The 26,962-nt window shown below is 67.4% G+C and carries 25 protein-coding genes, 3 tRNA genes and 1 pseudogene; 21 read left to right on the top strand and 8 right to left on the bottom strand.

Translation table 11 applies throughout. The features are described from left to right. The first annotated feature begins 39 nt into the window (after positions 1–39). On the top strand, positions 40–3,162 hold the full coding sequence (locus ABZ848_RS13845; RefSeq protein ID WP_360830302.1) for a DEAD/DEAH box helicase: 3,123 nt from the start codon (positions 40–42) through the stop codon (positions 3,160–3,162). A gap of 24 nt (positions 3,163–3,186) precedes the next feature. Here ABZ848_RS13845 and ABZ848_RS13840 read toward each other — a convergent pair whose 3' ends face one another. Together ABZ848_RS13840 and ABZ848_RS13835 are read right to left on the bottom strand one after the other, a co-directional pair. After that, entirely contained in the window at positions 3,187–3,954 is a 768-nt protein-coding gene (locus tag ABZ848_RS13840; protein WP_360830300.1) for a hypothetical protein, read from the bottom strand. 596 nt (positions 3,955–4,550) lie between these two features. Next, a complete protein-coding gene (locus tag ABZ848_RS13835) occupies positions 4,551–7,016 on the bottom strand; it encodes an MFS transporter (RefSeq protein WP_360830297.1) in 2,466 nt (821 codons plus the stop codon). A gap of 188 nt (positions 7,017–7,204) precedes the next feature. Between ABZ848_RS13835 and ABZ848_RS13830 the strand changes: the two genes are divergently transcribed. Beyond that, complete coding sequence (locus tag ABZ848_RS13830) at positions 7,205–7,678, top strand: NUDIX domain-containing protein (RefSeq protein WP_360830294.1); 474 nt, start codon at positions 7,205–7,207, stop codon at positions 7,676–7,678. Between the two features lie 85 nt (positions 7,679–7,763). After that, the gene (locus ABZ848_RS13825) at positions 7,764–7,976 is read left to right on the top strand and encodes a hypothetical protein (RefSeq protein WP_360830291.1); all 213 of its coding nucleotides are present in this window, start codon (positions 7,764–7,766) and stop codon (positions 7,974–7,976) included. A 64-nt stretch (positions 7,977–8,040) separates the two neighbouring features. Here the strand turns inward: ABZ848_RS13825 and ABZ848_RS13820 are convergent, their stop codons facing one another. Both ABZ848_RS13820 and ABZ848_RS13815 read right to left on the bottom strand, forming a co-directional pair. Beyond that, the gene (locus ABZ848_RS13820) at positions 8,041–8,697 is read right to left on the bottom strand and encodes an SDR family oxidoreductase (RefSeq protein ID WP_360830289.1); all 657 of its coding nucleotides are present in this window, start codon (positions 8,695–8,697) and stop codon (positions 8,041–8,043) included. 741 nt (positions 8,698–9,438) lie between these two features. Beyond that, complete coding sequence (locus ABZ848_RS13815; protein ID WP_360830286.1) at positions 9,439–10,782, bottom strand: hydrolase; 1,344 nt, start codon at positions 10,780–10,782, stop codon at positions 9,439–9,441. Between the two features lie 306 nt (positions 10,783–11,088). On the opposite strand from ABZ848_RS13815, the gene ABZ848_RS13810 reads away from it, so the two are divergent. From ABZ848_RS13810 to ABZ848_RS13790, 5 genes are all read left to right on the top strand, one after another. Further along, positions 11,089–11,161, top strand: a tRNA-Thr gene (locus ABZ848_RS13810). A 46-nt stretch (positions 11,162–11,207) separates the two neighbouring features. Continuing rightward, positions 11,208–11,280, top strand: a tRNA-Met gene (locus tag ABZ848_RS13805). An 89-nt stretch (positions 11,281–11,369) separates the two neighbouring features. Further along, positions 11,370–11,534 (top strand): 50S ribosomal protein L33, encoded by a 165-nt coding sequence (rpmG, locus tag ABZ848_RS13800; protein WP_003948671.1) that lies wholly within the window; start codon positions 11,370–11,372, stop codon positions 11,532–11,534. Positions 11,535–11,664: 130 nt separating this feature from the next. After that, the gene (locus ABZ848_RS13795; RefSeq protein WP_360830283.1) at positions 11,665–12,117 is read left to right on the top strand and encodes a MaoC family dehydratase N-terminal domain-containing protein; all 453 of its coding nucleotides are present in this window, start codon (positions 11,665–11,667) and stop codon (positions 12,115–12,117) included. 8 nt (positions 12,118–12,125) lie between these two features. Further along, a complete protein-coding gene (locus ABZ848_RS13790; protein WP_360830942.1) occupies positions 12,126–12,554 on the top strand; it encodes a MaoC family dehydratase in 429 nt (142 codons plus the stop codon). 352 nt (positions 12,555–12,906) lie between these two features. Here the strand turns inward: ABZ848_RS13790 and ABZ848_RS13785 are convergent, their stop codons facing one another. Then, the gene (locus ABZ848_RS13785; protein ID WP_360830280.1) at positions 12,907–13,122 is read right to left on the bottom strand and encodes a hypothetical protein; all 216 of its coding nucleotides are present in this window, start codon (positions 13,120–13,122) and stop codon (positions 12,907–12,909) included. Positions 13,123–13,398: 276 nt separating this feature from the next. On the opposite strand from ABZ848_RS13785, the gene ABZ848_RS13780 reads away from it, so the two are divergent. From ABZ848_RS13780 to ABZ848_RS13770, 3 genes and pseudogenes are all read left to right on the top strand, one after another. Then, positions 13,399–13,968, top strand: coding sequence for a TetR/AcrR family transcriptional regulator (locus tag ABZ848_RS13780; protein ID WP_360830277.1), 570 nt, complete (start codon positions 13,399–13,401; stop codon positions 13,966–13,968). An 89-nt stretch (positions 13,969–14,057) separates the two neighbouring features. Next, the gene (locus tag ABZ848_RS13775; RefSeq protein ID WP_360830274.1) at positions 14,058–15,527 is read left to right on the top strand and encodes a DHA2 family efflux MFS transporter permease subunit; all 1,470 of its coding nucleotides are present in this window, start codon (positions 14,058–14,060) and stop codon (positions 15,525–15,527) included. A gap of 129 nt (positions 15,528–15,656) precedes the next feature. Continuing rightward, positions 15,657–16,727, top strand: a pseudogene (locus ABZ848_RS13770) (UDP-N-acetylmuramate dehydrogenase); the annotation flags it as partial. A 20-nt stretch (positions 16,728–16,747) separates the two neighbouring features. On the opposite strand, the gene ABZ848_RS13765 reads toward ABZ848_RS13770, so the two are convergent. Beyond that, the gene (locus ABZ848_RS13765) at positions 16,748–17,377 is read right to left on the bottom strand and encodes an NAD(P)-binding oxidoreductase (protein ID WP_360830271.1); all 630 of its coding nucleotides are present in this window, start codon (positions 17,375–17,377) and stop codon (positions 16,748–16,750) included. A 104-nt stretch (positions 17,378–17,481) separates the two neighbouring features. On the opposite strand from ABZ848_RS13765, the gene ABZ848_RS13760 reads away from it, so the two are divergent. Further along, on the top strand, positions 17,482–18,075 hold the full coding sequence (locus ABZ848_RS13760) for a TetR/AcrR family transcriptional regulator (protein WP_360830268.1): 594 nt from the start codon (positions 17,482–17,484) through the stop codon (positions 18,073–18,075). 17 nt (positions 18,076–18,092) lie between these two features. On the opposite strand, the gene ABZ848_RS13755 is transcribed toward ABZ848_RS13760, so the two are convergent. Beyond that, on the bottom strand, positions 18,093–19,121 hold the full coding sequence (locus ABZ848_RS13755; RefSeq protein WP_360830265.1) for an adenosine deaminase: 1,029 nt from the start codon (positions 19,119–19,121) through the stop codon (positions 18,093–18,095). A gap of 115 nt (positions 19,122–19,236) precedes the next feature. Continuing rightward, positions 19,237–20,463 carry a pyridoxal phosphate-dependent aminotransferase gene (locus tag ABZ848_RS13750; protein WP_360830262.1) on the bottom strand — a complete coding sequence of 409 codons (1,227 nt, stop codon included), beginning with the start codon at positions 20,461–20,463 and terminating at the stop codon, positions 19,237–19,239. A gap of 283 nt (positions 20,464–20,746) precedes the next feature. Between ABZ848_RS13750 and ABZ848_RS13745 the strand changes: the two genes are divergently transcribed. The 9 genes from ABZ848_RS13745 to rplL all read left to right on the top strand — a co-directional run bounded on the left by ABZ848_RS13745 (position 20,747) and on the right by rplL (position 26,891). Next, positions 20,747–20,819 (top strand) — tRNA-Trp (locus tag ABZ848_RS13745). Positions 20,820–20,929: 110 nt separating this feature from the next. Further along, positions 20,930–21,217, top strand: a complete 288-nt coding sequence (gene secE, locus ABZ848_RS13740; protein WP_360830259.1) for a preprotein translocase subunit SecE — start codon at positions 20,930–20,932, stop codon at positions 21,215–21,217. A gap of 80 nt (positions 21,218–21,297) precedes the next feature. After that, positions 21,298–22,143: a transcription termination/antitermination protein NusG gene (gene nusG / locus ABZ848_RS13735; RefSeq protein ID WP_360830256.1), complete on the top strand. Its 846-nt coding sequence runs from the start codon at positions 21,298–21,300 to the stop codon at positions 22,141–22,143. A 168-nt stretch (positions 22,144–22,311) separates the two neighbouring features. Further along, positions 22,312–22,746 carry a 50S ribosomal protein L11 gene (gene rplK / locus ABZ848_RS13730; RefSeq protein WP_037858373.1) on the top strand — a complete coding sequence of 145 codons (435 nt, stop codon included), beginning with the start codon at positions 22,312–22,314 and terminating at the stop codon, positions 22,744–22,746. Positions 22,747–22,828: 82 nt separating this feature from the next. After that, positions 22,829–23,554, top strand: a complete 726-nt coding sequence (rplA, locus tag ABZ848_RS13725) for a 50S ribosomal protein L1 (protein WP_360830253.1) — start codon at positions 22,829–22,831, stop codon at positions 23,552–23,554. 142 nt (positions 23,555–23,696) lie between these two features. Then, positions 23,697–24,596, top strand: coding sequence for a hypothetical protein (locus ABZ848_RS13720; protein ID WP_360830250.1), 900 nt, complete (start codon positions 23,697–23,699; stop codon positions 24,594–24,596). A gap of 107 nt (positions 24,597–24,703) precedes the next feature. Beyond that, complete coding sequence (locus tag ABZ848_RS13715; protein ID WP_360830247.1) at positions 24,704–25,564, top strand: DUF1396 domain-containing protein; 861 nt, start codon at positions 24,704–24,706, stop codon at positions 25,562–25,564. 284 nt (positions 25,565–25,848) lie between these two features. Beyond that, positions 25,849–26,379, top strand: a complete 531-nt coding sequence (gene rplJ / locus ABZ848_RS13710; RefSeq protein ID WP_360830244.1) for a 50S ribosomal protein L10 — start codon at positions 25,849–25,851, stop codon at positions 26,377–26,379. A 122-nt stretch (positions 26,380–26,501) separates the two neighbouring features. Next, a complete protein-coding gene (rplL, locus tag ABZ848_RS13705; protein WP_272112900.1) occupies positions 26,502–26,891 on the top strand; it encodes a 50S ribosomal protein L7/L12 in 390 nt (129 codons plus the stop codon). Positions 26,892–26,962: the final 71 nt, after the last annotated feature.

Below are 26,962 nucleotides of genomic sequence, written 5' to 3'. Positions count from 1 at the left end.
CTTCGCTAACCGCGTTTACGCCCGCGCTAGGGAAGTCGCATGAATGAATCCGAGATCAATGATCTTTTGCAGGACACGGGAGCTAAAGAAGCATCTCGTGCCTCACAGGTCGCCTATTTGCTGGAGGCCCTCACAACCTCCGTTTCGACAGGACATGTTACCGAGGATTCTTCTTTCGATCCTGGAACGCTTGCCACGACTCTAGAGACCATCGCTGTATCTACAGAAGATAGTCGCGGGCAAGAGATACTGTTTGAGCACGCCTTTTTGTGTCGTCGCCCGTTGGCACCGGAAGAGCCCAGAGAAAAGCTGAGGCACCTCGTTCTGCTTTCGGCAGATGGGATTCTAGCAAACAGGCGACCTGAGGTTATGTTGGCACTTCAGAAGTCTGGTATTCCGGAGCGTGGCGAGTTGGTTGATGATCAAACTCCGTTCGACCGTGTTGTGGAGTTTGATGTCTTTCGCGCGTTCGTTCTGCTCGCTAGGCGCGGCCAGGGATGGCAAGATCTTGATGCTTCTCGCTCAGCGATCCTGCAACTTCGAGAGCATCACCAAAGGAACCAAGAGGAGTTCCTTCGGAGCGCAGAGGATACGGCGTCTGCAGGCGTAAGGCTCATCGCTAGGTTCAATCTAGCTAAAATTGTTGAGATCGCGTCGAGCTACGCAATGGCCGGACAACCTGTTGACGCTGAAGTGCAGATCGACCGCCATGAGCGAAATCTCGACGACCTTTTTAAAATCCACCCCGATTTCTCATTTGAAGAAACAGCCTATTTGACTATCAAGGCATGTAGAGAAATCATCGCCTCTAGCATCTGGAAGAACACCAGGCTGTTGGGTCAAGATTTTCGGAATTTTGTATCCGCGCTGGCCTCGCGAGACAGAACACCAACTCTTGAACTCTGGCCTAGTCAGAGAAGCGCAATCGAGCAACACCTCTTGGACCCTGCGCGGCGTGCAATCGTTGTAGAGATGCCGACCTCCGCTGGAAAAACGCTGGTAGCAGAATTTAGTATTGTGCAGGCGCACGCTCTCAATCGTGAGTCAACGGTGGCTTACATTGTTCCCACCCGGGCCCTTGTCAATCAAATAACGCAACGGTTGCGGCGCGACTTTCGCCCCCTCGGATTTGTGGTCGAGGCTGCGGCTCCAGTTTTTGAGCTGGATCCCACTGAAGACCAGCTTCTCCAGCAGAAGATTGACATCCTTGTCTGCACTCCAGAGAAGCTTGATTTGCTTGTTAAGTCGAACCATGAGGCCGTGCGAAACCTATCCCTAGTCGTAGTTGATGAGGCTCATAACCTTGCTGATGGGGATCGTGGCGTAAGAATGGAGTTGCTCCTCGGTACTCTAAAAAGGGAACGGCCTGAGACGCGCTTTCTGCTGCTAACTCCGTTTGTTCCTAACGCTGACGACTTGGGTAGCTGGCTCGGTGACAGTCCTGATTCGACCATCGCAGTGAACTGGCGTCCAAGCGAAAGGGTAGTTACTACTGCTCATTGGCATAAAATTCGACGTGGCCCACATGTCCTAACTCTTACGACGATGGACAGTGCAGATAACGTCGACGTGCCGGCTGGTCACAGCGTGGAGCTTCTTCAGACAGACGACGAGGTAAGCCACCAATCCAAGGCCGTGACCACCTCCTATGCTGCAGCTGAGCTAGCCACCAGAGGCTCTGTCCTGGTGCTTGCGCGCGGTCGCGGGACGTCGGAAACCAGGGCGGCTGGTATCGCTGCACTCCGAGAGCCCCGTCCGCTATCTGAGTTCGCTCAAGCCGTTGTCAACTATGTTGATCTGGAATATGGCACTGGAAATGCGCTTTCACGGCAGATTGAGCGGGGAGTCGCGTACCATCATGCTGGAGTCTCTCATGATCTTAGATTCCTGCTAGAGGTCCTGATCGATCGTGGAGACGTTGATGTAGTGTGTGGCACCACAACGCTGGCTCAAGGACTTAACTTCCCTATAAGTAGTGTCATCCTCGAAACGATTAACCGGTCTCAAGGTTTCGGTCAACCCACGCGACCACTTAGTTATTCCGAGTTTTGGAATATTGCGGGTCGAGCAGGCAGGGCGCTACAAGACGCGCTTGGACTGGTCGTCTTTCCTGCACAGTCTAATGACGAGAGGGAAGAAGTCCGGAGCTTCCTGCAGAATCAAGCGGTCGATATTTGTAGCCATCTTATGGAAGCGACTGCTGACCTCTCTAGCATTGTGGACCGTTTTGACTTGAGTTTCGTGAGGCAGAACTCGGCTTTGGCGGTGTTCCTACAGTATCTGGCTCATGCCGCCCGTGTGGCCGGAGCGGAGGAGTCCAGCCGAGACATCGAAGAATTGTTGAGATCGTCTCTGGTTTACCACCAGACGAGGGAGACTGACCGCGCACTAGCCGATCAGCTTATCTCTATCGCTCGAAATTTCATGGCGAGCCTTGAGGGCGTGGACCGCGGGTTCCTGGCCTTGGCTGACGGGACTGGATTTAGTCTTCCGTCGGCCAGGTTCGCCTTTGCTCAGTCGATTGATCACCCAGAGTTTAGGTCGGATAGCTTCTGGGATGCCGATAATCTCTTTGGTCCCAATATCGCTCCCCTGAGAGGGGTGATTGAGGTGATCTCGGAAATCCCGGAATTGTCCCTGGGGCTGACTGATGAGTCCGCAGCTCCATTCAATGCGGGAACTGTCGCCAATATTACGAGGGACTGGGTTACCGGAAAGTCGATTTCTGAGATCGCGGAAAGCTGGTTTCGATCACCACAGAATGACACGCAGCTTAAACGCCTTCGGGCTGCCAGCGTTTATGTACACAGTAAACTCGTTTCGCAAGTGCCCTGGGGTATGAGTGCTTTGCAAAAGCTTTCCTCCAGGGGTGGGAATGAGCGCGAAGCGGTGACTACCCACGCTGGGCCCATGGTCTTTTATGGCGTCCCAACCACTGACGCTGTAGTAATGCGAATGGGTGGCGTTCCTCGTACCGCAGCAACTACATTGGGTTCGCGATGGAGGGCAGAGGGAGGTACTCGGGAGAGCTTCTCCGAACTCAGGGAATGGATTTCTTCCCAGTCGACGAGCGACTGGGCTCAAGCTCTGCCTTCGAACTCACGTCTCAGTGGCGGCGAATGCAGGTTGCTTTGGAGTGCTTTGGCAGGCGTAGAAGATTGAGCTCTATTCAAGAAGCAGTTTCTGTTACATGTAACCGTCTTGCCCTCGGCTCCGCTTTTCTTGACGGGCCTCATTCTTCGACCTCACAAAGCTAATCAATGGGGTTCGGAAGGCGAAGAGTGCCGCTAATGCCATCGCGACGCCGCCCCACGCAATGAGTCCATTCCTCATTGAACTCACCCTGTGGCTGAATGTGTTGTGCACTGAGAGGTGAATTGTAATGGGCGGTGTTAGCGTAGCGAGCGCCCGCTCAGAGTCCCCCTGATAGGTGGTAAGTTCCAGCACTAGGTCATAGTTACCTGGCTCATTCGCGGCCACAGTCCACTGCCATCGAATGATATCTCCTGGCTGAGCAATAACTTGCTTTGTCTTTGTATCGGCGAGCGGCTTGACTTCGACGCCGCTACTATCCGGCGTGAGGCTAGCCCCTTCGATGCCGCCGACTTGAAACTTACGGGTCTCGGTTCCTACTGGGTGGGCTTGTGACGATCGACTATCTTGCTCTCCTAATGCTAGGAGGGTGATCGCATACGTGACCGTGTCGTCCACGTCGGTTGAGGCGTGTGAACGAAAAGTAAGGATGCCTGCGAAGAGCTGTTTTCGATCGTCCACGATACGAGCTTGAAAAAATGCTTGATCGGCAGGAACAGGAGTCGATGACGCCGTGGATCCTGGTGGATTCGGATCCGATGGTTCCTCCGAAAAACCGAAGAGGAAGGGGATCGTGGCGGCGATTGCTACGCCGAGGGTCCCAATAAGAAAGATGATGAGGTAGTAGCGGCGATAACTCACAGATGCTCCCCCGAACGCACGCGCGACCTAGATGGTCGGTCCGCTACGCAGCCAGCCGTATGGAAGTCTCCTCTCCGGAAGCTTCGTGCGACAGCTGTTTCCGCAAGCCGGCTGTGCTGAAGTTGGGATCCCCATCACGCAACTGAGCAGGTGTGCTGCCCTCGCTGATGTTGCCGAAGACGTGTCCATCGCCGGTCGCAACCTCACGCGAGAGTGCTCGTCGCTCGTCGGTGCGCAGGATCGCTGAACACGGGCTTGCGCGTTCAAGATCAGGACGATACGTGGACGAGAACTGAGTCACCCGCCCCTGCGAGATATAAAGTGCCTGGTCAGGCTAGGTAAGACTGCGGAGTCTTGAGGGGACTGTAAATCTGCCGGCTCAGCCTTCCCAGGTTCGAATCCTGGCGCCGCCACTTCGGGGAAGACCCCCTCCACCTCGCGGAGACGCGGAATGGAGGGGGTCTCTTCGTATGTCCGCCCCGATGACCACAGGCATGGGCCCGCACGGGCACCCTCCGCTCAGGGTGTCCGTGCGGGCCCGGTCTCGGATGGCGCAGGCCCTTTGCCTGGTGCCGCGAACCGCATCGCGCCGCGAACTACTCCCCGCTGTGCGCCAGTTCGATGTCGTGCTCGTCCACGTCGCCGCCCGATACCGACACCGTCGCCGCCTGCGGCGGGTAGCCCGTCGCTATGACCGTGTACGCGCCGCTGTCCAGGTCGGAGAAGGCGTACGCGCCGTCCAGGCCGGTGCGGGTCGTGGCGACCACGTTGCCCGCCGCGTCCACCAGGGTCACCCGGGCGTCGGAGAGCGGGGTGCCCGAGCCGCGTACCGTGCCTCGGACATGGGCGCCGGGGCGCAGCTCGACCTCGATACGCGTCGTGCCGGTGCCGCCGATCTCGACGGGCAGGGCCAGCGGGCGGTGCTTGGGGGAGTTGACGGCCAGCGTCACGGTTCCCGGCACCAGGTCGGTGACATGGAACTCGCCCAGGACGTCGGTCCGCGCCGTGGCCAGCACCTCGCCCCGCACATCGGTCACGATGACCACCGCGTCGGCGACCGGCGCCCCGCTGTCCGCGCCCCGCACCAGCCCCGCGAGCCCGCTCGTGCCGCTCAGCAGGACGTCGTACGACATCGGCGTGTCCGCGACGACGAGTGTGGAGGCCTGCGGCTGGTAGCCGTCGGCGGAGGCGATCAGGACGTACGAACCCGGGCCGGGCGCGTCCACGCCGTACGTACCGTCGGGCCGCGAGACCGACCGGCTCAGCTGGCTTCCGCCGAGCGAGATCAGGGTGATCGCGGAGCCGGCCACCGGGACGCGTTCCGCCCCGAAGACCCGCCCGCTCACCGGGATTCCGGCGCCCGCGCCGGTCCCATCGGAGGACGCGCCCGACGCGATGCCCGCGAGGTTCGACGCCTGCGCCGGGCCGTCGGACGCCTCGGCAGCCCCGTCGGCACCGGTCCCAGTGCCAGCGTCGGCAGCCGACTGCGCCGTAGCCCCGTCAAGTCCCTTCGTGCCGGCCGTCGCCTCCGCCGTAACCCCGACAAGGCCCTTCGCGCCGCCCGCCGCAGCAACCCCCTCCGAGGCCGGTCCCTCCGCGACCGACCCCTCATCGCGACCATCCCCGGCGGTCGCCCGCGCCGCCCCCCGATGCCGCGGAATGAACGACGCCACAGCGAACGCCAACAGGGCCGCGCCGCCGCCCACCGCCAGGACCGTGCGGAAGCCGTTCTCCGAGGGGAGGGCGACCGAGCCGAGGTTCGTCGTCATCTGGGAGAGGATCACGCCGGCCACGGCGCTCGCCGTCGACGTGCCGATGGAACGCATCAGCGTGTTCAGGCTGTTCGCCGCGCCCGACTGCGACGGCGGTACCGCGCCCATGATCAGCGCGGGCATGGCGCCGTACGTGAAGCCGATGCCCGAGCCGATGACGCAGGAGACGAGGACGAACTGCCAGACCTCCGACATGAACAGGATCTGCAGGGCGTAGCCCGCGGCCACGATCAGGGAGCCCAGCATCAGGCTGGTCTTCGGGCCCTTCGCCCTGGACAGGGCCGCGGAGACCGGCGCGATCGCCATCATCACCAGGCCGGACGGGGCCATGACCAGACCGGCGGTGAGGAGTGACTTGCCCAGACCGTAGCCGGTCGCCTCAGGCAACTGCAGGAGCTGCGGAAGCACCAGGGACATCGCGAACATGCCGAAGCCGAGCGCGATCGAGGCGAGGTTGGTGACCAGGACCTGCCGGCGCGCGGTGGTGCGCAGGTCGACCAGCGGCTGCGTAGTGCGCAGTTCGTACCAGCCCCACAGCAGCAGGACCACCACCGACGCCCCGAACAGACCGAGCGTCGTCCCGCTGCCCCAGCCCCAGTCGGCGCCCTTGGAGATGGCGAGGAGCAGGCAGACCAGGCCCGCCGCCATCCCGATCGCGCCGACGACGTCGAACCGGCCGCCCGTCCGCACCTTGGACTCGGGCACCGCGAACAGAACGAGCAGCAGCGCTACGACGCCCATCCCGGCCGAGCTCCAGAACAGCACGTGCCAGTCGAAGTTGTCCGCGATCAGCGCGGCCGCGGGCAGACCGAGCGCCGCGCCGACGCCGAGCGAGGCGCTCATCATGGCGGTGGCCGAACCGAGCCGTTCGGCGGGCAGTTCGTCCCGCATGATGCTGATGCCGAGCGGGATCACGCCACCGGCCATGCCCTGCAGCACCCGGCCGACGATCATCGGGGCGAGCGAGTCGCTGAGCGCGGCCGTCACCGAACCGGCGATCAGCAGGACCAGGCTGGTCAGAAGCATGCGGCGCTTGCCGTACATGTCGCCGAGCCGCCCCATCATCGGGACGGCCACGGCCGCGGCGAGCAGCGTGGCGGTGACGGCCCAGGCGGTGTCGGACGCCGGAGCGTTCAGGAGCTTCGGCAGCTCCGGGACGATCGGGATCACCAGGGTCTGCATCAGCGAGACCACGATCCCGCCGAAGGCCAGGACCGCTACGACGGCATTGGCCCGCGGCGCCGCGGACACCACCCCGTCGTCGGCGGGTCGGGGGAGTGCGTGGGACATGGTCGGCCCTCCGTAGGCGTGGGGCATCGGGTGTGCACGACAGACTTACGCTAAGTCAGTTGATTGACTTAAGCAAGGAGGGTCGGATTCGATGGGCGATCGGTGAAGACTTCGGGGTGGGTGACCGGCCGGGTGAGCCGGGCCGCCGCCGCGGGTCCTCGCGGGCGCCCCGGGGTACGTACGACGGCATGGGACGCATCGACTACCTGCACGACCCCGACGCCCCGCCCGCCAACTCGGTCGTGCCCTCGGTCGTGGCCCTCGTGCGCGACGACACGGGGCGCGTCCTGATGATCCGCCGCTCCGACAACGGCCGCTGGGCCCTGCCCGGCGGCGGGCACGACGTGGGGGAGTCCATCAGCGACACCGTGGTGCGCGAGGTGGGGGAGGAGACCGGCATCGAGGTCGAGGTCACCGGCCTGTCCGGGATCTACACCGACCCCGGCCATGTCATGCGTTACGACGACGGTGAGGTCCGCCAGCAGTTCAGTCTCTGCTTCCGGGCGCGCCCCACGGGCGGCGAACTCCGCACGAGTGCCGAAACGCCACAGGTCGCCTGGACCGCCCCGGCCGACCTGCCCGCCCTGGACATCCATCCGACGATGCGCCTGCGGATCGACCATGCCCTGGACCCGGCCCGGACGACGCCCTACATCGGCTGACCACCGCGGAGACCACCCGCCCGCCCGCGCGAAACCCCGCCCTCCACTCCGCTCAACACACCTCCTCCCGGGGCACACTGACCCCATGTCCACTCGTCGCATAAGCTGCCCCGAATGCCGTCGCGAGATCGCCGTCGTCGCCGGCCGCTTCGCCCGGCACGACCCGCCGGGCGCGCGCGAGAACGGCGAACTCGTCTCCTGCCCGGGCTCCCGCCGCCAAGCCCAACTCGGCGCGGCCCAGCCCTCCTTGGACGGCTACGTCGTCCCCGAAATCCCCGGCCAGATGCCCCTGTTCTGACCCACTGCTCTAACGAACGATCCGCACCGGCAGCTCAGTTCCCGGCAGCTCGGTTCCCAGCAACTCAGTTCCCGGCCACCGACTTCACCGCCACCGACACCGGCGTCGACCCACCGATCAGCTCCAGGGTCAGGCCGGCCGTCGCGGGAGTCTCAAGAAGCTCCGCCAGTACGGCGGCCACGTCGTCGCGCGTGACCGGGCCGCGGCCCGTGTGCGCCTCCAGCCGGACGAGCCCGGTGCCGGGGTCGTTCGTCAGCATTCCGGGGCGCAGGATCGTCCAGTCCAGTGCGTCCAGATTCTGGACGTACGCGTCGGCCGCGCCCTTCGCCCGCTGGTACACGTCGAACACGTCGTCCCCCTGGTGCGCGGGATCCGCGCCCATCGACGAAACGACCACGTGTCGTCGTACCCCCGCCCGGACCGCCGCGTCCGCGAACAGGATCGCCGCCCCCTTGTCGACCGTGTCCTTGCGGGCCGCCCCGCTGCCCGGGCCCGCGCCCGCCGCGAAGACGGCCGCGTCCGCGCCCTGCAGGTGCGCCGCGACCTCCTCGGGCGAGGCTGACTCCAGATCCAGCAGGATCGGTTCGGCACCGGCCTCCCGCAGGTCGTCGCCCTGTTCGGCGTGGCGGATGATGCCCGCTACCTCTTCCCCGCGCGCGGCGAGCAGCCGCTCCAGCCGCAGCGCGATCTGACCATGACCACCAGCGATGACAATGCGCATGTCTTCGACCGTACGCCCGGACGGCCGCATCCGCCGCACGACTTGAGCGGTGCCTCAGGGGTGTGCCTCGGGGGCGGGTCTCGGGGCGTGTGCAGGGCGCGCGGCATGGGCGCACGCGCCGAGCGCGCAAGCGGGGGTCGTGCGTGCCCAGCGCGCAGGCTGACGTCACGCGCTCCCGGCGCGCGAGCTGGTAGTGCGCGCCCTCGTAGTGCGAGCCGGGCGCGCATGTCCAAGGCGCGCGCAACCTGCGCGAGCGCCCCTCGGCGCACCGCTTCCGGCGCACATCCCTGGGCGCATCCCTGGCACCCACCGCCAGCGTGAAGGCTCTCGTCCGCTCCCAGCGCGCAAGCCCCGGACCGCTCCCAGCGCGCACCGCCGCGCAGGTCCTCAGCCCTCCCGGCGTGCACCAAACCACCAGCGCACGCGGCCCTCAGCTCACTCCCGGCGCGCACAACCACCGCTCAACCCCCGCCCGCGCGCTCACTACCGGCGCACGCCCGGCCCTCCCGCCCCCACCAGCAAGCGGCGTGCGCCACCAGCGTGCGCGCCCAGCGCGCGCTCCCCCTCAATGCGCCCCCACTGCAAGCGCACGCGCCGGCTCACGCCAACACGCGCCCACCTACCCGCAACCCCAGCCCAGCCCGGCTCAACCCAGCCCCACCGAGCCCCACCCACCACCCAACCCAGCCCAACCCAGCCCAACCCAGCCCAACCCAGCTCAACCCAGCCCCCCACCAGCCTTCAGCTCAACGCCCCCCGCCCCTGCCGAGGCAGCCCCAACTCCGCTGCTGCCGCCGAGTTGCAGTACTCCCGTACCGCGCTCGTCCGCGCCACCACGCGCCCCCGGTGGATCACGATCCGGCTGTACGCCAACGACAGCGCGCCCGCCAGCCGATCCCCGCGTACCGCGAGCAATTCGGCGGGGAAGCCTGCCTCGACGCGTACCTCGGGGAGGCCGAGGGCCGCGCGGGCCGAGGTGCTCACGGCGTCGTAGGCGTCCTCCGGGCGCAAGCCGTAACGGGACGCCAATAGATAGGCGGCCTCCAGAGGATCTCCGCGGCCCACGGGGTTGGACACGTCCCGGAGTGCGCCGCTGCCCGCTGCCACCCGTACCCCGGCCGCTCGCAGCAGCCGTACCGGAGCCGTGCCGCGTCGGTCCGTGCCGCCGCAGCCGCCCTGCGGCAGGCACACCACCGTCACGCCGGCCGCGGCCAGTTGGTCGGCGGTGCGGGCGGCGGCCTCGGCGGGCAGCCGGCCCAGGCCGCCGCACGGGCCGAGCGTCACCCCGGGGCGCAGCCCGCCGGCCATCGCGGCGAGGCGGGCCAGGCGGGCCGGATCGGCGGCGTCCGTGTGCAGGTCGACCGGGCAGCCGTGCTCGGAGGCGACCTCCAGGACCGCCTCCACGTACCCCGTCGGATCGGGATCGAGATCAGGACAGCCGCCCACCACCGACGCCCCCATCTTCACCGCGTCCCGCAGCATCGCGAGCCCGTCCGCCCCGGCGACCCCGGTCAGCACGCGCGGCATGGCGACAGCCGTCAGTTCGGTCAGCCCGCGCAGCGAACGCCGTGTCTGCAGTACGGCGGCCAGCGCGCCCAGCCCCTGGACGTCGCCCACGCGCACGTGTGCGCGCAACGCGGTCGCCCCGTGCCCGAGTTGCAGCAACGCCGCTTCCGTCGCCCGCCGTTGTACGTCCTGCGGGTCGTGCGAGGCGGGGCCGTCGCCGTCGGCGGACAGTGCGGTGTCGCCGTGGGCGTGCGGTTCGGCCGGGGCCGGCAACAGCAGATAGCCGCTGAGGTCCACGCGCGCGCCGTACGCGCGCGTGCCGCCCGCCGCCAGGCTGCCCGCCGTACCGACCGCCTCGATACGCCCGCCGCCCAGCCGTACGTCCACGGTCCGCCCGTCGGTCAGCCGAGCCCCGCACAGCAGCAGCGCGGCCGGATCGCCCGCCGAAGAGGAGGCGGAAGCCCCCGAAGCGGTCGGCGACCCCGACGAGGAAGACCCGGACGACGACGAAGAAGAGGACGAGGAAGAGGACGAGGACGAGGATGACGAGTGGGGCGGCTGCGGCTGGCTGTCGGGCATCGCGCTCCAGGAAGGCTCGGGGCTCAGGGACCGGGACTGCGCAGGGGGACGCAAGATCACGCAGAGTGAGTCGAGCCTAGGGTGGCGATACGCGTGCGGCGGGGAGGAGCGCAATAGTCGTACCGGTGTGGTCCGTCGTACTGGAAGAGGCTTCCGTGGCACGTGGGAGAGCCGGGAGAGGGGCCTCGGCAGGGGCCGTGGCGGGGCCCCTGGTCGGGTCGTCACGGTCCGTGGGACAGGCCGGGACGGGGGCCGCGAAACGGATTTGGGTGAACGGCGGCGGACCGTGTAATGTCTTCATCGCTCGCCCCAATAGCTCAGTCGGCAGAGCGTCTCCATGGTAAGGAGAAGGTCTACGGTTCGATTCCGTATTGGGGCTCTGGTGTGTGAGGTTCCCGTCGCGAGGCGGGAACGGATCGCATCACAGCGGTGTAGCTCAGTCGGTAGAGCAAGCGGCTCATAATCGCTGTGTCACCGGTTCAAGTCCGGTCACCGCTACTGACAGTAGCCGATTGTGGGGTCGGTCCTTCGATCGGCTACTCTTCTATGCGTTAAACCATCCTATCCGTTCGTCAAGGAGCACTCACGTGGCTGCCACCGACGTCCGCCCGAAGATCACGCTGGCCTGCGTGGAGTGCAAGGAGCGGAACTACATCACCAAGAAGAACCGGCGTAACAACCCGGACCGTCTTGAGATGAAGAAGCACTGCCCGCGTTGCAACGCGCACACCGCGCACCGCGAGACGCGATAAATCAGGCTCGTACGCGAGGCCGTTCCCGAGAGATCGGGGGCGGCCTCGCGTCGTTTCGCCGACCGGTACCGGTCAGTAGAGCAACCAGGTAGATCCAGCAGAGCCAGCAGAGCCAGGAGGTGCCGAGCCCATGGCGCTCGACCAGTCCTTCGTGGGGCGGACCTACCCGCCCACCGATCCCTACGAGGTCGGCCGGGAGAAGATCCGCGAGTTCGCGGAGGCCGTGGGGGACAGCAACCCGGTGTACACCGACCCGGATGCCGCCAAGGCGCTCGGGTACGCCGATGTGATCGCCCCGCCGACCTTTGTGTTCTCGATCACCTTCAAGGCGGCGGGACAGGTCGTCGAGGACCCCCAGCTGGGCCTGGACTACAGCCGGGTCGTCCACGGCGACCAGAAGTTCTCGTACGTCCGCCCCGTGCGGGCCGGCGACCGCCTCACCGTCACCTCCACCATCGAGGCGATCAAGTCCCTCGCGGGCAACGACATCCTGGACATCCGTGGTGAGGTCCACGACGAGGCGGGCGAGCACGTCGTGACCGCCTGGACGAAGCTCGTCGCGCGCGCGGCAGAGGAGGCGTGAGGAAGAAGATGACGGCGAAGATCGCATACGACGCCATCGAGGTCGGCACCGAACTGCCCGCGCAGACCTTCCCCGTGACGCGCGCCACGCTCGTCAAGTACGCCGGCGCCTCCGGGGACTTCAACCCGATCCACTGGAACGAGAAGTTCGCCAAGGAGGTCGGGCTGCCGGACGTCATCGCGCACGGCATGTTCACCATGGCCGAGGCGATCCGGGTCGTCACCGACTGGATCGGCGACCCGGGCGCGGTCGTCGAGTACGGCGTCCGCTTCACCAAGCCCGTCGTCGTCCCGAACGACGACCAGGGCGCCCTGATCGAGGTCAGCGCCAAGGTCGCGGCCAAGCTCGACGACAACACGGTCCGCGTGGACCTCACCGCGACGAGCGCCGGCCAGAAGGTGCTGGGGATGTCCCGGGCGGTCGTACGACTGGCCTGACGCCAGGACCGTAAGGGGCGCCTGCCATTGCAGGCGCCCCTTACGCGATCTGGTACTCCGGCAGCGGCAGCGGCAGCGGCAGCGGTAGTGGCTGTGGCGCGGGCGGGACGGGCGACGGCCCAGCGGTGTACCTGGCGCTCGTCCAGTCCCGCCAAGTGCCTATCGAGCTCTGGATGGTCTCCTCCCCGCATCCCGTCCGGCGCAGCGTCCCCGGTGTGCTCGGCGATCGTTCAGCAGCTCCTGCACGGCGGGTCTGCCGGCAGCCCCAGGACCGGCTGACCGCCTCAGGCGGCCGCCCGTGTCCCCCGCGTGCCTGATCGGGCGGCAGCGAGCGGGCAAAGCCGGGGTGCCGTCACGGCGACGGAGTCGGCCTCCCGCGCCGGGTGAATCGACGCCCGGCCACCCCGAGGTTGATCAGCAACAGCACCGATCCGGCTATGGGCCAGCCCACCGATCCACCGTCGCGGTATGCCTCGATGCCCACCACCAGCAGCATCGAGCCGACCGCCACGCCCATCAGGTCGACGAGGACGCCCGCCTGCCTCACGATCTTCGAAAAGTTGACCACGGCTTGATGCTGACAGGTGACCCAATGGCCGCCAAGAGCGAGTCTCTGCCGCGACCCGCATGGTCGCCGCGCGGTCGCCGGAGCGACTGTGACCGGCAGCTGCCGACACACCGCCGAACTCTCCTGGCAAACGGCCAAGACCTCAGTCGGAGGCCAAGCGGGATCACGATCCGCGGCTGGAGTGCCAGGCGCTTTGCGAGGCCCAACGGGCGGGGGTTGGAAGGTGTTCCCGTGAACCCCTTGACGTAGTTAGTGATTGAGTACTAACTTACTTACATGGCCAGGATGAGTGCAGAAGAGAGGCGCGAGAGCGTCATTCGGGCGGCGACCGCGGAGTTCGCGCGAGGTGGGTACTACGGCACCTCGACCGAGGCGATCGCCAAGCGGGTGGGTGTCTCGCAGCCGTATCTCTTCCGGCTCTTCCCGGGCAAGAAGGCGATCTTCCTCGCGACCGCGCAGCGGTGCGTGGAGGACACCATCCGCACGTTCGAGGAGGCCGCCAAGGGCCTGGAGGGCGAAGAGGCCCTGAGTGCCATGGCGAACGCGTACACCAGGGTCATCGTGGAGCGGCCCGAGCGGCTGCTGATGCAGATGCAGATGTACGTCACCGTGGCCGCCGCCGAGCAGGCCGGCGACCACGAGCTCGGCGAGGAGGTGCGGGCGGGCTGGATGCGGCTGTGGGACGCGGTGCATCTGCCGCTCGGTGCCGAGATCGAGGAGACGACGACCTTCATGGCGTACGGGATGCTCATCAACTGCCTGGTGGCCATGGGATTTCCGCCCGAGCACAGAGTCTGGGAAGGGCTGTATCCGGAGGCGCGGCTCAAGGGCCGTCTGGGGAAGTAGCCCGCAGGAGGGTCGAGAGAGGTGCCACAACCGCCTTTTCATGCCCTCGAAAGTTAGTAATCAATAACTAATCGCCCTTTGGGGGAGCGATGTCACAGCAGACCGCAACCGCTTCGGAGAACGCATCCGCGATACGCCGCGGGGGAACCGTCTGGGCCCTCGTCATCACCAGCGTCGCCGGTTTCATGGCGGCCCTCGACAACCTCGTCGTCACCACCGCCCTGCCCTCCATCCGCAAGGACCTCGGCGGCGCGCTGGGCGACCTCGAATGGACGGTCAGCGCCTACACGCTCACCTTCGCCGTCCTCCTGATGTTCGGCGCGGCCCTGGGCGACCGCTTCGGCCGCCGCCGTATGTTCCTGGTCGGCCTCACCGTCTTCACCGGGGCGTCCGCCGCCGCGGCCATGGCCACCGGCATCGACACCCTCATCGCGGCCCGCGCCGTCCAGGGCGTGGGCGCGGCGATCATGATGCCCCTGACGCTCACCCTGCTCACCGCGGCCGTCCCCGCCGCCAAGCGCGGCATGGCGTACGGCATCTGGGGAGCCGTCAACGGCCTGGCGGTCGCCTCCGGCCCCCTCATCGGCGGCAGCCTCACCGAACACGTCTCCTGGCACTGGATCTTCTGGCTGAACGTCCCCCTGGGCATCGCCCTGCTGCCCCTGGCCCGCCTGCGCCTCGCGGAGTCGTTCGGCACCGGCGCGCCGCTCGACATCCCCGGCACGCTGCTCGCCAGCGGCGGTCTGTTCGGCATCGTCTACGGCCTGGTCCGCGGCCCCGCCGACGGCTGGACGGCACCCCTGGTCCTCACCGGCCTGTTCGCCGGCGCCGCCCTCCTCGTCGCGTTCGTCCTCTACAGCACGCGGGCCAAGAACCCCATGCTCCCGATGCGTCTGTTCCGCTCCCGGGCCTTCTCCGGCATCAACGCGGCCAGCCTGCTGATGTTCCTGGGCATGTTCGGCTCGATCTTCCTGCTGAGCCAGTTCATGCAGGGTGTCCTCGGCTACTCGCCCACCGAGGCGGGCCTCAGGATGCTCCCCTGGACCGGCATGCCGATGCTCGTCGCGCCCATCGCCGGCATCCTCTCCGACCGCATCGGAGGCCGGCCCGTGGTCGCCACCGGCCTCTTCTTCCAGGCGGCCGGCCTCGCGTGGATGGCCACGGTCGTCGCCCCCGGCGTCTCGTACGCCGCCCAGCTGCCCGGCCTGATCATCAGCGGCATCGGCATGGCCCTCTACTTCGCCCCCGCCGCCAACCTGGTCATGTCCAGCGTCCTCCCCAAGGAACAGGGCATCGCCTCCGGCGCGAACAACGCGCTGCGCGAGGTGGGCGGCGCACTCGGCATCGCGATCATGTCGTCGATCTTCTCCTCGCAGGGCGGCTACGAGTCCGCGCAGCGCTTCGTCGACGGCCTCCAGCCCGCGCTGGTCACCGGCTCGGCAGTGGTCGCGCTGGCCGCGGTGGCGGCACTGGTGATCCCGAGGCGCCGCTCCGCGACGGCGACGACCACGCCGGCCGAGGCGGAAGCGACCCCGGCACTGGAGCCGATCGCCGGCTGACCGACCACGGGAAACGGCTCCGTCCGGGAGGGCGGGGCCGTTTCGCACGTACGAATTCGCGCGTACGAAGCCGAAGCCCACGCCGATACCGGCACCGAAGCCGAGGCTGAAGCCGAAGCCGAAACGCCCCGTACTCTTGAGCCCGTGCAGGAACGACACGACGCCCCCCTCGCCCCCCTGACCACCTTCCGGCTGGGCGGACCCGCCGCCCGCCTGGTCACCGCCACCACCGACGCCGAGGTCATCGCGGCTGTGCAGGAGGCCGACGCCGCCGGTACCCCGCTTCTCCTCATCGGCGGCGGCTCCAACCTGGTCATCGGCGACAAGGGCTTCCCCGGTACCGCACTCGTCATCGCCACCAAGGGCTTCGCCCTCACCGGCACCCGGCTCGAACTCGCCGCCGGCGAGGTGTGGACCGACGCCGTCGCCCGCACCGTGACGGCCGGCCTGGCCGGCATCGAATGCCTCGCCGGCATCCCCGGCTCGGCGGGCGCCACCCCCATCCAGAACGTCGGTGCGTACGGCCAGGAGGTCTCCTCCACCATCACCGAGGTCATCGCCTACGACCGCCGCACCCACGAGACGGTCACCATCCCGAACGCCGACTGCGCCTTCTCGTACCGTCACAGCCGCTTCAAGGCCGACCCCGACCGCTATGTCGTCCTGCGCGTCCGCTTCGAGCTGGAGGACGCCGGCGGCCTCTCGGCGCCCGTCAAGTACGCCGAGACTGCCCGCGCCCTCGGCGTCGAGCCCGGCGACCGCGTGCCCCTGGCCACCGCCCGCGAGACCGTCCTCAAGCTGCGTTCGGGGAAGGGCATGGTCCTGGACCCCGAGGACCACGACACCTGGTCGGCGGGCTCCTTCTTCACCAACCCGATCCTCACGGACGCGGAGTTCGCCGCCTTCCACGCGCGCGTGCGCGAGCGGCTGGGCGACGACATCGAGCCGCCCGCCTACCCGGCGGGGGACGGGCACACGAAGACCTCGGCGGCCTGGCTGATCGACAAGGCGGGGTTCGGCAAGGGGTACGGCACCGGCGCCGCCCGTATCTCCGGCAAGCACACGCTGGCGCTCACCAACCGGGGCGGGGCCACGACCGAGGACCTGCTGGAGCTGGCACGGGAGGTCGTCGCCGGGGTGCGCGAGGCGTTCGGCGTGACGCTCGTGAACGAGCCGGTGACCGTTGGCGTGAGTCTGTAGCTCGCAGGCAGCACTTCGGCTCAATAAGCCACACCCACTCCCTGCTTCACCGTTCCCTCGTCCGGGATCATCGTCAGCATCGCGTGCGCCACGTCCGCCCGGGCGATGAGGCGGCCCTTGGGCGGGAAGCCGCCGACGACCCTGCGGTACGTGCCGGTCAGCGGCTTGTCCTGGAGGCGGGGCGGCCGTACCGACGTCCAGTCGGTGCCGCTGCGCGCCAGCTCCGCCTCCATCTCGCGCAGGTCGTCGTAGACGCTCTTCAGCACCCTCGACACCAGCGCCCGCGCGGCCCGGTCGACCATCCCGTCCACCGGCTCGGGGCCGACCGGACCGGCGCTGACCACCAGGACCCGTCGTACCCCTTCGGCCTCCATGGCCCGCAGGACCGTACGGGTCAACCGCGCCGCCACCCCCGCGTCCTTGCGGGTCCGCGCGCCCAGCCCCGACAGCACCGCGTCCCGTCCCGTCACCGCGGGCCGTACCGCCTCCGGGTCGGTCAGGTCCGCGCGGAACACCTCCAGGCGGTCGCCGGTCACGGTCAGCCGCGCGGGGTCCCGTACCACCGCGGTGACCTCGTGGCCCGCGGACAGGGCCTGGCGGACGAGCTCCCCGCCGATTCCCCCGGTGGCGCCGAAAACGGTGAGTTTCATGGTTACTCCCGTGCTCGCAGTTGGTGGGTGAGTACTCACTCACCCCTCCTCACCACTAGAGTGGGTAAACACTCACCCACCCGTCAAGCCCGATTGGACGCCCCATGGAGACGAAGCCGGCCCGTGTCCGCATCCTCGATGCCGCTCACGAGCTGATGCTCACCCTCGGGCTGGCGAAGACCACCACGAAGGAGATCGCGCGGGCGGCCGGCTGCTCGGAGGCCGCGCTGTACAAGTACTTCGCGAACAAGGAGGAGCTGTTCATCAGCGTCCTGTCGGAACGCCTGCCGAGGCTCACCCCGCTGCTCGGCAGCCTCGCCGCGGAACCCGGCCGGGCCACTCTTGAACAGAACCTCACCGAGATCGCCCGGCAGGCCGCGCTGTTCTACGAGCAGAGCTTCCCGATCGCCGCGTCCCTGTATGCCGAGACCCAGCTCAAGCGACGGCACGACGACGTGATGCGCGAAATGGGCACGGGCCCGCACAAGCCCATCGAGGGCCTGGACGCCTACCTCCGCGCCGAGCAGGCCGCCGGCCGGGTCCGCCCCGACGCCGACACCTTCGCCGCCGCCTCACTCCTCCTCGGCGCCTGCGCCCAGCGGGCGTTCGCGTACGAGGCGCACGAGGAGACCCGCCCGCCGGCCGACGACTTCGCGGCCCGGCTGGCCCGGACGCTGCTCACGGGACTCACCGGCTGACCCCGAGGCTCACCCACCTACGCCAGCCAGTCGTCCACCCCGGCCAGCAGCTTCGCCTTCATGTCCTCCGGTGCCGCCGAGGCCCGTACCGACTGCCGAGCCAGCTCCGCCAACTCCGCGTCCGTGAAGCCGTGATGACGGCGCGCGATCTCGTACTGCGCGGCCAGCCGCGACCCGAACAGCAGCGGGTCGTCGGCGCCGAGCGCCATCGGCACACCGGCCTCGAACAAGGTCCGCAGCGGTACGTCCTCGGCCTTCTCGTACACGCCCAGCGCCACGTTCGACGCCGGACACACCTCGCACGTCACCTGCCGGTCGGCGAGGCGCTTGAGCAGCCTCGGGTCCTCGGCCGCCCGCACGCCGTGCCCGATCCGGTTCGCGTACAGGTCGTCCAGGCAGTCCCGCACCGAGGCCGGGCCGGTGAGCTCGCCGCCATGCGGTGCCGACAGCAGTCCGCCTTCGCGTGCGATGTGGAAGGCGCGGTCGAAGTCCCGTGCCATGCCCCGGCGTTCGTCGTTCGACAGCCCGAAACCGACGACACCCCGGTCCGCGTACCGCACCGCCAGCCGGGCCAGCGTGCGCGCGTCCAGGGGATGCTTCATCCGGTTCGCGGCGACCAGCACCCGCATCCCGAGCCCGGTCTCCCGCGAGGTCGTCTCCACGGCGTCCAGGATGATCTCCAGCGCCGGGATCAGCCCGCCGAGACGGGGCGCGTACGACGTCGGGTCGACCTGGATCTCCAGCCAGCCCGAGCCGTCCCGGACGTCCTCCTCCGCCGCCTCCCGCACCAGCCGCCGGATGTCCTCCGGCTCCCTGAGGCACGAGCGCGCGGCGTCGTACAGCCGCTGGAAGCGGAACCAGCCCCGCTCGTCGGTCGCCCGCAGCTTCGGCGGTTCGCCGCTGGTCAGCGCATCGACCAGCGCCTCGGGCAGTCGTACGCCGTACTTGTCGGCCAGTTCCAGAACCGTCCCCGGGCGCATCGAGCCGGTGAAGTGCAGGTGCAGATGGGCTTTCGGCAGCTCAGAGACATCACGTACACGCTCCATTCCAGGATCCTGCCGTACGTCCATGGCCTCCCGGTAGCGGATTCCCCATTAGTGGTCTTGCTCGCACAAAAAAGCGCCCCCTCAAGTCGAGGGGGCGCTTCCGGTTGCGGCGGCCTCAGTCCCGGGCCTCCGCGAGCAGCTTCTGGATCCGGCTGACGCCCTCGACGAGATCCTCGTCACCCAGGGCGTACGACAGCCGGAGGTAACCCGGCGTACCGAAGGCCTCGCCCGGGACGACCGCGACCTCGGCCTCCTCCAGGATCAGCGCGGCCAGCTCGACCGTGTCCTGCGGGCGCTTGCCGCGGATCTCCTTGCCGAGCAGGGCCTTGACCGACGGGTACGCGTAGAAGGCGCCCTCGGGCTCGGGGCAGAGCACGCCGTCGATCTCGTTCAGCATCCGCACGATCGTCTTGCGGCGCCGGTCGAAGGCCTCACGCATCTCGGCGACGGCCGTCAGGTCGCCGGAGACGGCGGCCAGAGCGGCGACCTGAGCGACGTTCGACACGTTCGACGTGGCGTGCGACTGCAGGTTGGTCGCGGCCTTGACCACGTCCTTCGGGCCGATGACCCAGCCCACGCGCCAGCCGGTCATCGCGTACGTCTTGGCGACACCGTTGACCACGATGCACTTGTCGCGCAGCTCGGGCAGCAGGGCCGGCAGGGAGACGGAGACCGCGTCGCCGTACACCAGGTGCTCGTAGATCTCGTCGGTCAGCACCCACAGGCCGTGCTCGACGGCCCAACGGCCGATCGCCTCGGTGTCGGCCTCGGAGTACACCGCGCCGGTCGGGTTCGAGGGGGAGACGAAGAGGACGACCTTGGTCTTCTCCGTGCGGGCCGCCTCCAGCTGCTCGACCGAGACCCGGTAGCCGGTGGTCTCGTCGGCCACGACCTCCACCGGGACACCGCCGGCCAGCCGGATCGACTCCGGGTACGTCGTCCAGTAGGGCGCCGGGACGATGACCTCGTCGCCCGGGTCGAGGATCGCGGCGAAGGCCTCGTAGATGGCCTGCTTGCCGCCGTTGGTGACCAGGATCTGCGAGACGTCGGGCTCCCAGCCGGAGTCGCGCAGCGTCTTCGCGGCGATCGCGGCCTTCAGCTCGGGCAGACCACCGGCCGGCGTGTAGCGGTGGTACTTCGGGTTCGAGCAGGCCTCGACGGCCGCCTGGACGATGTAGTCCGGGGTCGGGAAGTCCGGCTCACCGGCGCCGAAGCCGATCACCGGACGCCCGGCGGCCTTGAGGGCCTTGGCCTTGGCGTCCACGGCGAGGGTGGCGGACTCGGAGATCGCGCCGACTCGGGCGGAGACCCGGCGCTCGGTGGGAGGGGTTGCAGCGCTCATGGGGCCCATCGTTCCAGACCCGAAACGTGCCGGGCACGCGGGTTTCACAGACTGAACATGCGGGGGCCGGCCACTGAACACCTGTCCGGAATCCGGCCATGGCCTGGGTGATCTTCCTTGGGTTCTCCGGCGATCCTCCTCCGCCAAGCCCCCTACGCGGGCTTTCTGTTCGACGAGGGGCTCCGGACCACGTACACTCTCACCTCGTTGGCCATCAGCTGCCGCGCCGCAAGTGGTGCACACCGAGCACCCGGTCGGATGCGGTACGTTGGGGACACACCAAAGGGTCGTAGCTCAATTGGTAGAGCACCGGTCTCCAAAACCGGCGGTTGGGGGTTCAAGTCCCTCCGGCCCTGCAACACACACACCTTCGCCAGGATGTGTGCGCATGTACGTACTGCAATGCACCGCCGTGCGGCTCAGACCGGGCGCGGCACGGCCACGACCCGGGAACAGGTGAGGACGAATGGCGGACGCCGTGGGCTCCATCGACACGCCTGATGCCCAGGACGAGGCGCAGGAGACGAAGAAGAAGGCCCGGAAGGGCGGCAAGCGGGCCAAGCGGGGTCCGTTCAAGAGGCTTGCCCTTTTCTACCGCCAGGTCATCGCCGAGCTCCGCAAGGTCGTCTGGCCGACGCGCAACCAGCTGACGACGTACACCACCGTCGTGATTGTCTTCGTCATCATCATGATCGGTCTGGTCACCGTGATTGACTATGGACTCAGCCACGCCGCCAAGTACGTCTTCGGCTGAGCCGACTGCGAAGGGCGCCGTGGTTACCGGCGCCCCTTTCGCGTGTTCCACCCCTATGTATCCAGGAAGAAGCAGCCACCGTGTCTGACCCGAACCTGAACGACGCCATCGAGCCCGACGAGTCGCTGGATGACGAGCTCGACATCGTCGAGGGCGCGGACGAGGAGGACGAGTTCGAGGCTGCCGACGCCGAGGCGGGCGAGCCGGCCGAGGAAGCCGCACTGCACATCGAGGACGACTCCGAGGAAGACGGCGCGGACTCCGAGGAAGCCGACGCCGAGGCCGAGGTCGAGGAGGAGGCCGAGCCGGTCGACCCCGTCGAGGCCCTCCGCGAGGAGCTGCGCACCCTGCCCGGCGAGTGGTACGTGATCCACACCTACGCCGGCTACGAGAACCGCGTGAAGACCAACCTGGAGCAGCGCGCCGTCTCGCTGAACGTCGAGGACTACATCTTCCAGGCCGAGGTGCCGCAGGAAGAGGTCGTCCAGATCAAGAACGGCGACCGCAAGACGATCAAGCAGAACAAGCTCCCGGGTTACGTCCTCGTCCGCATGGACCTGACGAACGAGTCCTGGGGCGTCGTCCGCAACACCCCCGGCGTCACCGGCTTCGTGGGCAACGCCTACGACCCGTACCCGCTGACCCTGGACGAGATCGTGAAGATGCTCGCCCCGGAGGCCGAGGAGAAGGCCGCCCGCGAGGCCGCCGAGGCCGAGGGCAAGCCCGCTCCGCAGCGCAAGGTCGAGGTCCAGGTGCTGGACTTCGAGGTGGGCGACTCGGTCACCGTCACCGACGGCCCGTTCGCCACGCTGCAGGCGACGATCAACGAGATCAATCCCGACTCGAAGAAGGTCAAGGGTCTCGTCGAGATCTTCGGCCGCGAGACGCCGGTCGAGCTCTCGTTCGACCAGATCCAGAAGAACTAGCTTCTTCCGGAAAGAGCTTCCGACCAGGTCAGGCGGGCTGTTCGCAGCTTGCCTGACCTGCTCGGTTTTTGGCCGCGCATCTATACCCGCTATCGTTGTGCGGTATGCCTTCTCCCGGGACGCGACCCGGGGCGAGGGCACACTCGAATCGAAAGGACCCGGAGAGTAATGCCTCCCAAGAAGAAGAAGGTCACGGGGCTCATCAAGCTCCAGATCAACGCCGGTGCGGCCAACCCGGCCCCGCCGGTCGGCCCCGCGCTGGGTCAGCACGGCGTCAACATCATGGAGTTCTGCAAGGCCTACAACGCCGCGACCGAGTCGCAGCGTGGCTGGGTCATCCCGGTGGAGATCACGGTCTACGAGGACCGCTCCTTCACCTTCGTGACCAAGACGCCGCCGGCCGCGAAGATGATCCTCAAGGCCGCGGGTGTCGAGAAGGGCTCCGGCGAGCCGCACAAGACCAAGGTCGCCAAGATCACCGAGGCGCAGGTCCGCGAGATCGCCCAGACCAAGCTCCCCGACCTCAACGCCAACGACCTGGACGCCGCGTCGAAGATCATCGCCGGCACCGCCCGCTCCATGGGCATCACGGTCGAGGGCTGAGTCCCACCTTCGTAGAACCACCGTGGTAGGGCCTGCTCGGCCCGTACACCACGACTCCTTTTCTGAACACACAGGAGCAGTAGTGAGCAAGCGCAGCAAGTCTCTCCGCGCTGCGGACGCCAAGGTCGACCGGGAGAAGCTCTACGCCCCGCTCGAGGCCGTCCGTCTCGCCAAGGAGACCTCCACGACCAAGTTCGACGGCACCGTCGAGGTCGCCTTCCGTCTGGGTGTCGACCCGCGCAAGGCCGACCAGATGGTCCGTGGCACCGTGAACCTTCCGCACGGCACCGGTAAGACCGCCCGGGTCCTGGTCTTCGCGACCGGCGACCGTGCCGAGGCCGCGCGTGCCGCGGGCGCCGACATCGTCGGCGCCGACGAGCTCATCGACGAGGTCTCGAAGGGCCGCCTGGACTTCGACGCCGTCGTCGCCACCCCGGACCTCATGGGCAAGGTCGGCCGCCTCGGCCGCGTGCTCGGTCCCCGTGGTCTCATGCCGAACCCCAAGACCGGCACCGTGACCCCGGACGTGGCGAAGGCCGTCAACGACATCAAGGGCGGCAAGATCGAGTTCCGCGTCGACAAGCACTCGAACCTGCACTTCATCATCGGCAAGACGTCCTTCGAGGACGACAAGCTGGTGGAGAACTACGGCGCCGCGCTGGAGGAGATCCTCCGTCTGAAGCCGTCCGCCGCCAAGGGCCGCTACATCAAGAAGGCCGCGGTCTCCACCACCATGGGCCCCGGCATCCCGGTCGACCCGAACCGCACCCGCAACCTCCTCGTCGAGGAGGACCCGGCCGCCGTCTGACACCGACGGCAGTCGCGCGTACGCGTTCATGGCGCGGGCCCCGCAACCTTTCGAGGTGCGGGGCCCGTCCTCTTTCCCGGTACGAGTGTCAGTGCCCTGCGTTAGCGTTCAGGCACAGCAGTCACAAAGGGGTGGGGGACGGATGAAGAGCACGACCGTACGCCGGATCGGTCTCTGCGCGGCAGTGATGACCGCGCTGTCGGGGGTGGCCGCCTGCAGTTCCTCGGACTCCGGGGGCTCCGGCAAGGACGACAAGGCGTCCGGCAAGGGCGTGACGCACGTGAGCCCCATAGCGGCCCTGCGCAGCGCCGAGAAGACCACCGACGGCGCGGACTCCGCCAAGGTCGAGTCGACGACCACCATGGGCAACCTCATGTCCATGACGGCCGACGGCGCGCTCGGCTGGTCCGACGGCCTCACCGGCAACCTCGTCATCGAGTACACCGGCGGCACCATGGCCGACACCATGCGCCAGCTCGGCACCACCTCCATGGAGGCCCGCTACCTCCCCGACGCCTACTACGCGAAGATGGGCGCCAAGTTCGCCGAGCAGGCGGGCGGCAAGCACTGGATCCGGTACGGCTACGAGGACCTCGCCGAGCTCGGCGGCAGCTCCGGCGCCTACCTCAAGGACCAGATGCAGAACACCACCCCGAACCAGTCGGTGAAGCTCCTGCTGGCCTCCGGGGACGTCAAGAAGGTCGGCACCGAGAAGGTCCGCGGGGTGGACACCACGCACTACTCGGGCACGGTGGACGTCGCCGACCTGGCCCGCAAGAACTCCAACCTCACCGCGAGCCAGCTGGCCGGCCTCAAGAAGCAGCTCACCCAGGCCGGGGTGAGCACGGAGACGGTCGACATCTGGGTCGACGGCAAGGACCTCCTGGTCAAGAAGGTCGAGAAGGGCCGGATGACGGCTGGCGAGTACACCCAGACCGCGTACTACAGCGACTACGGCGTGAAGGTCTCCGCGACCAAGCCCCCGGCGAGCGACACCGAGGACTTCCGGGAGCTGCTGAAGCAGCAGGGCAGCAGCTCCTGAGACGGACGGGTCTCCCGGTGCAGGTGGGAAACCAGGAGACCTTTGCTCTCTCTTGGGGTTAGGATCGCTCATCTGTGTATCTGCCATGCGTTCCTTGGGGGGAATCGATGGGCTCTTCTGTACGTGGTTCGGTGCGCCGTGGGGCGACGGGTGCCGGTCTCGCCGCTCTGCTGCTCGCCGCCGGAGCGGTCGGCTGTCAGAAGGGCGACTCCGACTCGTCGCCCGAGATGACGCCCGCGGCCGCCGTCGCCAAGGCCGCCAAGAACAGCGCGGACATCACGTCCCTGCGCTACAAGATGGCCGGCACGGTCCCGGGTGAGGGCAAGGTCACCGGCGAGGCCTCGATGAGCATGAAGCCGCTGGCCATGAGCATGAAGATGACGGCCGCGGAGGCGGGGGCCGACGGCCCGGTGGAGATCCGCCTCATCGACAAGGCCATGTACATCGGCGGCAACGCCGCCATGACCAAGGAGATGGACGGCAAGAGCTGGATCAAGTTCGACATGTCCGCGGCCGGCGCCGACTCGGGGCTGGACACCGACAAGCTGGGCGCCGGCACGGCCGACCAGAACCCGGCCGCCGACTCCGCCTTCCTGACCGGCTCCAAGGACGTCAAGAAGGTCGGCACCGAGACCGTCGACGGGGTCAAGACCACCCACTACCAGGGCACGGTCACCGTCGCCGACCTCAAGGCCTCCCTCAAGGACGAGAAGAAGGCCGTCCGCGAGCAGCGCGAGAAGGCCCTCGACCAGTACACGAAGATGGGCATCGACAAGATGACCATGGACATGTGGGTCGACGGCGACGACCACACCAAGCAGTTCCGGCTCAAGGGCCAGGCCGACAAGGGCCCGCTCGACCTGACCATCACCTTCCTCGACATCAACAAGCCGGTGAAGGTCACCGCGCCGCCGGCCAAGGACACCGCCGACCTCGCCGAGATGATGAAGGAACTCCAGAGCAGCTGAGCCGTACGGGCGGATTTGCCTCACCGCGATCCGGTCCCGTACTCTTCTTCAGAAGCCAAAGACCGCTGGTCGTTGCCGTGTGCTCGCAAGAGGGCACGGTGGCCGAAGGATCCGCTGAACCGCGGACGACCCGCGCAGGTGACTGTGGAAGTGCTCCCGGAATCCGCTGCTTTACAGCATGCGAGTCCCGGTCGAGCTACGCCCCGTGCGCCTGCGCCGGGGCGTTTCGTTTTCCCCAGCCCCTTCCGAGCGGTCGTCATCACCCGGAAGGAGGCCGACGCTCTATGGCAAGGCCCGACAAGGCTGCCGCGGTAGCCGAGCTGACGGAGCAGTTCCGCAGCTCGAACGCCGCCGTGCTGACCGAGTACCGGGGTCTCACCGTGGCGCAGCTCAAGACGCTGCGCCGTTCGCTCGGTGACGACGCCCAGTACGCCGTGGTGAAGAACACGCTGACCAAGATCGCGGCCAACGAGGCCGGGATCTCGACGCTCGACGACCTGTTCAACGGTCCGACGGCGGTCGCCTTCATCACCGGTGACCCGGTGACGTCGGCGAAGGGTCTTCGTGACTTCGCCAAGGACAACCCGAACCTCGTCATCAAGGGCGGTGTCCTTGACGGCAAGGCTCTGTCCGCCGACGAGATCAAGAAGCTTGCGGACCTCGAGTCCCGCGAGGTTCTGCTCTCCAAGCTGGCCGGTGCCTTCAAGGCGAAGCAGTCCCAGGCTGCCTCCGTCTTCCAGGCGCTGCCGTCGAAGCTCGTCCGCACCGTGGACGCCCTTCGCGCCAAGCAGGACGAGCAGGGCGGTGCCGAGTAACTCGGCTCGCATCATGACCGCCGCCTGAGGCTTCCCGCCCCGAGGCAACGGTCGTAGCGGGCCGAACGTACGCCCGCCAGACATGTACATCCGGCACCAGCCGAATTAGTGGAAGGAAAGCCATCGTGGCTCTCACCCAGGACGAGCTCCTCGCCGAGTTCGAGAACATGACCCTGATCCAGCTCTCCGAGTTCGTGAAGGCGTTCGAGGAGAAGTTCGACGTCACCGCCGCCGCGGCCGCCCCGGTCGTCGTCGCCGGTGGTGCCGCCGGTGGCGCTGCCGCCGAGGCCGTCGAGGAGAAGGACGAGTTCGACGTCATCCTCACGGGTGCCGGCGACAAGAAGATCCAGGTCATCAAGGTCGTGCGTGAGCTGACCTCCCTGGGTCTCAAGGAGGCCAAGGACCTCGTGGACGGCGCCCCGAAGCCCGTTCTCGAGAAGGTCGCCAAGGACGCCGCCGAGAAGGCCGCCGAGTCCCTCAAGGGCGCCGGCGCCTCCGTCGAGGTCAAGTAACACCTCTCACAGCCTCTGGCTGTGAATCGCGGCCCCAGGGCTGTAACGCGCAAGCACCGAAGAGCGATCAT

This window comes from Streptomyces sp. NPDC047081, assembly GCF_040643775.1.
In the GTDB taxonomy this organism is placed as follows: Bacteria; Actinomycetota; Actinomycetes; order Streptomycetales; family Streptomycetaceae; genus Streptomyces.
The sequence above is the reverse complement of the archived record's forward strand: the minus strand, read 5'-3'. Positions and strand labels throughout refer to the sequence as shown.